This window comes from Mesorhizobium sp. M7A.F.Ca.MR.176.00.0.0, assembly GCF_004023165.1.
GTDB lineage: Bacteria > Pseudomonadota > Alphaproteobacteria > Rhizobiales > Rhizobiaceae > Mesorhizobium.
Window position 1 is genome coordinate 32868 of the sequence record NZ_RZTC01000061.1, and the last position, 7212, is coordinate 40079.

Consider the following 7212-nt stretch of genomic DNA (forward strand, 5'->3'; position numbering starts at 1 on the left):
GACGCTTTCCATACAGGCAGCCGAGCGACGCCTCTTCCGCGACGGGCAGGAGGTCCACCTGTCTGGACGCGAATGGGCGGTGCTCGACTGCCTTCTACGCCGGCCCGGTTCGGTCGTTTCAAAGGGGAGGATCGAGCACGCGCTTTATTCATTCAATTCGGAGTTCGAGAGCAACACAGTGGAGGTTTATGTCAGCCGGCTCCGCAAGAAGATCGGCGGGGATAGAATAGCAACCGTGCGTGGCTCCGGATACAGGCTCGTGGTCACATGACGAACTCGAACAGCATGACGAGAAAGCTGCTATCGTGGTTAGGCGGGGCAACGCTCCTGGTTTGGATCGCCGCCCCAACCATGGCTGCGTTCATTTTTTGCAATAATGTAAACGAAAGTTCGGATGACTTGCTCCAGGGGAGCGCAAAGTACAGACAACCAGAGCTGATCAAGGTCTTGAATGGAAAACACGTTGATCAATACAATAACAACTTTCCCACTTACGAAAAGTACTTTACCTATCGTGAGCAGGTTATTAATAAGTACGGGATAGTGCTTATTTCTGAACCGGAAGAGGGTCAGCAGCCCTTCCCTGATGCTCCCCTGAGTAACGGCTTTTGGGGAAACGCTGATTACCGCGTCTACACAGAGGAGATCCAAGACGGCGTGTATCATCAGTTGGCCGAACCGCTTCATGGCCGCCGTACCACAATCGCGAAGGGCGCACTTTTTGTCTTCCTTCCGACACTCGTGCTCCTGCCCTTTAGCTTAGCTGTTTGGTGGATCGTGATCCGGCGCTCGCTGCGGCCAATCGAGGTACTGCGACAGCAGATCGGATCGCGCGACGGCGGCAATCTGTCACCAATGGACTTGGGCGATTTCCCGGCAGAGTTGGCTCCAATCGCGGCATCCGTCAATCGGCTTCTCGATCGTCTGCGGGCGGCTCTCGAGGCCGAACGCGAGTTCGCCGCAAACAGTGCGCATGAACTGCGCACGCCGATCGCAGGTTCAATCGCTCAGATGCAGAGATTAGTGGCCGAGCTTCCCAATGGGTCGGCCAAAATGCGTGCGCGCGGAATCGAGCAAGCGCTGTCGAGCCTTGGCCGCCTTGTCGAAAAAGTGCTTCAGCTCGCTCAAGCCGAATCGGGGGTTGGCATGGCGGATCACGCGATCGATCTTGTCCGATCGGTTCGGCTGGAAATCGACGACCTGAGGAAAAAGCCGCAATATGCCGGACGCCTGCATCTTAACGTCGACGGCTGCCCCACTTTGATGCGCAAAGTGGATGTCGATGCGTTTGGGATCCTCCTTCGTAACCTGATCGAGAATGCGCTGATACATGGACTGCCCACTGTTCCGACAACAGTTTCCGTCCAAACTGATGGAACCATCGCTATTGCAAACGCCGGACCGGTGGTGCCCCTCCCCGACCTCGAAGGGCTTACAAAGCGATTTAGTCGTGGTGCTACTCCTGCTGCGGGCTCAGGCCTTGGTCTACATATCGCTAACATGGTTATCCAGCGGATCGGTGGCAGTCTAGAGCTTGCGTCGCCCGCCCGCGGTCGCAATGATGGTTTCGAGGCGATCATACGAATTCCTCAATGACACCGGTGAATTCGACGACAGTTGGACACAGGGCGGATTGCTGGCAAGGCTGCTGACAGGGCGAACTGTACGGCAGTATGTATACGGCGTAGAAATCGTACTTCACACAACGCATTTCGGCCGCGGCAATCAATGCCGCTATCATCGTCTGAGCAGTTCGATCGAAGCGACACGACATGATCGGCAAAATCGAAGGCTCCGCCTCACCGCTCGCTCGATTTCGCCCGGGGAGAAAAAAGGCCATCCGAGAAAGTGCAAGCCGCCGCGCAAAGGCGACGTGTCCAATTGTCTGGGTGCCCCTGTGCGCCGGCCCGATCGGGTTGGCGCAGGTCCAGTAAGGACCCGGACCAACCATTCCATTTAGACGACCGGCAGGTTTTAATCGGCGTCCGGATCGCCGTCCCAAAATGCCCCAAGTATACGGCTAGAAAGGCTGCCAACGATCGAGCTTTGGTCGGAGGCGTGCTTGTCAGCGTCTTGGGTGCTTGACCGGCCTTTGCAATGGCCATCGCCATCGCAAGTATCGTGCGTGGCCAGTGAGACCGCAATTTCATCAGCCTGGAGCCGACCGTATCGGTGCTTTTTTATGATTTAGGGATTTTTCGTTTTCCTCTTGGATCATCACGGGTTTGGAGAGGATCTGGTGTTAAGTGCCATTCGGAGCGCCGGCGAACCGCCCGAAATTAATGTGGTCGAGTGATGAAGCCTCCCGAATGCGTTAAACGAGACCCTTTATGGCGGCCCTGGCTGACAACAGTCTGAAAGCTGCAAGCGGCATGCGAAAATGGGGCGATCCTGAATGACGACAGATGCTATCAACATGAAAGAGGCTCGCCCTGAAAGCTGAGCACGCTTTATGCTCAGGCTGCTGACAAGGCCAAAGCAGCGTAAGTGCGTAGTGAAATCCAAGGTCCACATGGGTCGTCGCGCGTCCCGTGCGCCTGGGAAGGCGCCGGCCCGGCCAAGCTTTCCCAGATCGTCCGCATGATGCTTCGCTGAGCGTCAATGGACGTTGGCGCGAGACCAAGGCGTCGTGCGTTGCAATCCGGACGGTCCAGGGTATCAGGAGTTTCACGGCCTCGGCCCGCTTGGCTGGCCACAGTTGAAGCTCCAACGTACCGGCTGGCACCGGGAAATTGGGCTCTGCGCTGCCTCAACGCTGATGGCACGGTCAATGCTTGCCTACCGATGGGGCCGCCCATGCCGTGATGCTGTCGGTCGACGTTCGCAAACCAGACCCTCGCGAGACCCAGCGAAGGGGCTCGCCGGTACGACGAGGGACCTTACCTCTTTATGCGCGGCATCATTATCGAGGATGACATGTTGCCTTACACGTCGTCCCTCGCGCTCGGGTCTTTGTGGGGCGGATGAAGTCCTGATCGCGGTGGCACTGCTGCATGTTTGCGTAAGACCCATCCAGTCACGATCGCGCTGTCCTTCGATGTCGCGGTGCTGATAGGCGGGCAGATCGGTGTGCGCGGCGCCCGCCAAAGGATCGTCGTCACGCCGGAGGAGGCGAGCGTCATAGCCGGCGCGCCGGCGAAAGGCGCTTTCTGTCGGATGCCCGACAATGTCGGATATCGCAAGTATCAAGGTTGGATCAAACCTTGCGAATCGGGGCTTTCTTACTTGGCACGGGGCATGCTCAGGTATCCGCAAACACCCAATGGATAACGAGCAGACTTCCCATGGCCTCACCATGCCGAAAGTTTCCCGGACGCATCCAAAGATGAGGCTCGCGTCAGGCCCAGCAACACGCTGACGGCTCATGTGGCTCGGCGTCGCGTGCCGATCCACTTTCTCCCAATAGGCGTTCAGGAGACATAGATCCTTCAAAATGAGGAACAGATCACTTTGCCAGGAACGCAGCCCATAACCCCACTCTCCCTATCAGAACTACCAAGCAAGCCCCGCACTCATGGGCTTCGCAGGACGTCCGTTGCGTCCGAGTTGGTCGGCGCGGGGACGGCTCCGATCCCCGTCGCACGGGAGGACGGCAAGGCGAGGGATTTCGTGCTCGACAACGGCATGGAGGTGGTCGTCATTCCCAACCACCGGGCGCCGATCGTCACCCACATGGTGTGGTACAAGATCGGCAGCGCCGACGAGCCGCCGGGAAAATCCGGCATTGCCCATTTTTTCGAGCATCTGATGTTCAAGGCGACGACCAACCATGCGGGCGGCGAATTCGACCGCGCAGTGTTCGAGATCGGCGGCTCGCAAAATGCCTTCACCTCCTCCGACTACACCGCCTTCTATCAGACAGTGGCGCCGTCGGCGCTCGAGCTGATGATGAGCTTCGAGGCCGACCGAATGCGAAACCTCATCCTGACCGACGATGTCGTCAAGACCGAGCGCGACGTGGTCATCGAGGAGCGCCGCTCAAGCACCGACACCAACCCGCAGGACGTGCTCCATGAGGAGATCGACGCGACGCTGTGGCAGAACCAGCCCTATCGCATCCCGATCATCGGCTGGATGCAGGAGATCGAGCAGCTGAACCGCGTCGACGCCACCGCCTTCTATGAAAAGTACTATTGGCCCAACAACTCCGTGCTGATCGTGGCCGGCGATGTCGAACCGGACACGGTGCGGGCGCTGGCCGAAAAGACCTATGGCAAGGTGGCGCGTGGACCTGACCTGCCGCCGCGCATCCGGCCGGTTGAGCCCGAGCAGAACACCAGGCGCACCGTCACGCTCTCAGACGCCCGCGTCAGCGTGCCCAGTTTTTCGACGCAGTGGGTGGTGCCGTCCTACCACACCGCCAAGCCGGGCGAGGCCGAAGCGCTCGACCTGCTGGCCGAAATTCTCGGCGGCGGTAACCGCGGCCGGCTCTACCAGGCGCTCGCTGTCCAGCAAGGTATCGCTTCCAGCGCCCGCGTCTATTTCCAGGGCACTATGCTCGACGACACCAAGTTCGCCATCTATGGCGCACCGCGCGGCGATGCCAAGCTGGCTGATCTCGAAGCGGCGGCCGCTGCCGAAGTCGCCCGCATTGCCGAGGATGGTGTCAGCAACGAGGAACTAGGCAAGGCCAAGGACCACTATTTGCGCAATATGATCTTTGCGGAAGACAACCTGGACTGGCTCGCCAGCATCTACGGCTCGACGCTGGCCACCGGCGGTACCGTGAAGGATGTCGAGGAACGGCCGAATCGCATCCGCAAGGTTACCCCCGAGCAAATCAAAGCAGTTGCCGCCCGCTATCTCGCGTTCGACCGTTCGACCACGGGCTATCTCTTGCCCAAGACGCAGAATCAAGAGATGACGCTCGGCGCTCGGCCCCATGCTGCGATGAACATCCAGGAGGTGAAGTCCGAAAAGGGCATCATCGCCTGGCTGGTGGAGGACCACACAGTGGAAATCGTCAACATCGGCTTTGCCTTCAAGGGCGGCACCAAGCAGGACCCGGTCGGGAAGGAGGGGATGGCCAAACTGATGGCCGGCCTGTTCATCGAAGGCGCTGGCCATTACGACAGCGATGCCTTCCAGGTGAAGCTCGACCATGCCGGCGCCGAAATGAGTTTGGACGCGCAAAGCGACGACATCTACGGATCGGTGTGCATGCTTTCCAAAAAGCAGGACGCGGCGTTCGGCCTGCTTCGGCTCGCGCTGAACGCGCCGCGCTTCGACCAGGGGCCGATCGATCGCGTCCGCGCCGAGATTGTCTCCCGCATCGTCGGCAGCGAGCGAGACCCTAACGCCACCGCTCAGCGCAAATGGCTGCGCGCGATCTATGGCGCGCATCCTTGTTCAAGGCCGGGAGAAGGCACAAAAGAGAGCCTCCCCGGCATCACGCCGTCCGACCTCCGCGCCTTCCACCAGGCCATTTTCGCTCGCGACGGGCTCCATATTGCCGTGGTGGGTGACATTGACGCGAACACGTTGAGGGAAAGGCTTGACCAGCTGTTTGGTGATTTGCCTGAGCAACAAACCCTCGTCCCCGTCTACGATGTCGCGCCGAAACTCGGTCAACTGGTGGAGGAGAACTACGACCTGCCGCAGACTTCGCTGACGTTGGCCTGGCCTGGCGTGAAGCCTAGCGCGCCGGATTTCTACGCGGCCGTGCTGCTGAACGACATCCTTGGCGGCTCATACTTGACTTCCCGCCTTTACGAGGAGGTACGTCAAAAACGCGGCCTTGCCTATCACGTCAGCTCTGAACTAACCCTTGACTCGCTTCTGGTTACGACAGAGACACGCTCGGACTGCGCTGCCCAAACACTGAGCATCGTGCGAGATGTGGTAAAGCAGATGGCGCAGCAAGGACCGACCGGGGCCGAGCTCAAGGCGGCGAAGAAGCACCTGATCGGCGCCTATGCCATCGACCAACTGGGCTCGACCCGCTCGATTGCAGACCGGCTCCTGGATTTGCAGATTCACAAGGCCGACGTCGACTACAACCAGCGTCGCGCCCGCAGCATCGGTCGGGTGACGCTCAAACAGGTCAAGGCGGCGGCCAAAAAGCTGCTTTCGGCCGAGCCCGCCATTTTGGTGGTCGGCCCGCCGCTGGGCGGCAAGGATGAGTAAAGAAACTCATCTCACCTTCCTTCTTCATCGGGGCTTCTCGTGGGAAGAGCGTTGGAGGCCCGTGGGCCAAGCAGATCATGCAGACGCGCGGAGTCGTTTTCGCCGACCTTGCGCGGCATTGGCGGTCCGGCGGCCTCTCGCCGAAATGGCGCTCCTCAGCATGTATGCCGCCTTTTTGCAGAATTCAGTCGCATGCCACCAGCAGGCATGGTGGATGAAGCAAACATCCGACTGCTTAATCCATCAATTGATGAACCGCGGGCACTCAAACTAACGAAACTGCTGTCTTTTCATCGGGCTAGCGTGGTCTACCAGCTGCTTTGCCGAGGCCCTACGACGAACCCACTGGTGCAGAATACACACTGACGGCCTGTCGACCTGGATGTTCGCTGCGTTGAGGAGGAATCCGGTATTGCCCCTGTGCCTGCCGATGATCCGCCGTCTGAAATCCCCGCACCTGTTTGGAGCCATCGACCGCCTGCCGGCACTCGGCAGACCAGTTGGCAATAAGACGTTCGAGGTCGTCAATCCGTCGACCGGCGAAGTTTTGGCAGAGCTTCCCGATATGGGCGTGGAGGAGACACGTGCTGCGGTAGACAAGGCCTATGTTGCGCAGTCGGGATGGGCCGCGTTGACGGCCCGAGAACGTAGCGACGTTCTTTGGCGATGGCATCAGCTGATCATCGACCATGCAGGCGATCTCGCCGCGATTCTGACTGCGGAAATGGGCAAGCCGCTTGCCGAAGCCATTTCAGAGGTATCGCATGCGGCGGCGTATCTGCAATGGTATGCCGAGGAGGCCAATCGCGTCTATGGGGAGACGATCTCGGCACCCTCGACAGACCGCCGAATGCTAGTGATCAAGCAGCCCATCGGCGTTGTTGGCACGATCACGCCATGGAATTTCCCGGCCTCCATGGTGGCGCGCAAAATCTCGCCGGCCTTGGCTGCGGGCTGCACAATCGTGCTCAAGCCCGCTGAACAGACGCCGCTTGTGGCTGGCGCAATGTTCGCCCTCGCCCATCAGGCCGGCTTTCCCGATGGCGTGGTCAACCTGATCTATGCGTCCGAAGGTGATCGCGTGGG

3 protein-coding genes and 2 pseudogenes are annotated in these 7212 nt (G+C 59.6%); all 5 read left to right on the plus strand.

From position 1 onward, the window contains the following. On the plus strand, positions 1–271 hold a 271-nt coding region (locus EOB59_RS20400; protein ID WP_164762779.1), incomplete at its 5' end, for a winged helix-turn-helix domain-containing protein. Positions 272–285: 14 nt separating this feature from the next. Continuing rightward, on the plus strand, positions 286–1596 hold the full coding sequence (locus EOB59_RS20405; protein WP_164895698.1) for a HAMP domain-containing sensor histidine kinase: 1311 nt from the start codon (positions 286–288) through the stop codon (positions 1594–1596). A 1950-nt stretch (positions 1597–3546) separates the two neighbouring features. Then, positions 3547–4851: pseudogene (locus EOB59_RS20410) on the plus strand (pitrilysin family protein); the annotation flags it as partial. A 549-nt stretch (positions 4852–5400) separates the two neighbouring features. After that, positions 5401–6126 (plus strand): annotated as a pseudogene (locus tag EOB59_RS37330) (pitrilysin family protein); the annotation flags it as partial. 412 nt (positions 6127–6538) lie between these two features. Continuing rightward, a partial coding sequence (locus tag EOB59_RS20420; RefSeq protein ID WP_128289092.1) for an aldehyde dehydrogenase family protein occupies positions 6539–7212 on the plus strand: 674 nt, incomplete at its 3' end.

Coding starts and splice junctions, on each gene's coding strand:
- EOB59_RS20405 (WP_164895698.1), top strand. CDS start 286: ATGACGAGAAAGCTGCTATCGTGGTTAGGCGGGGCAACGCTCCTGGTT.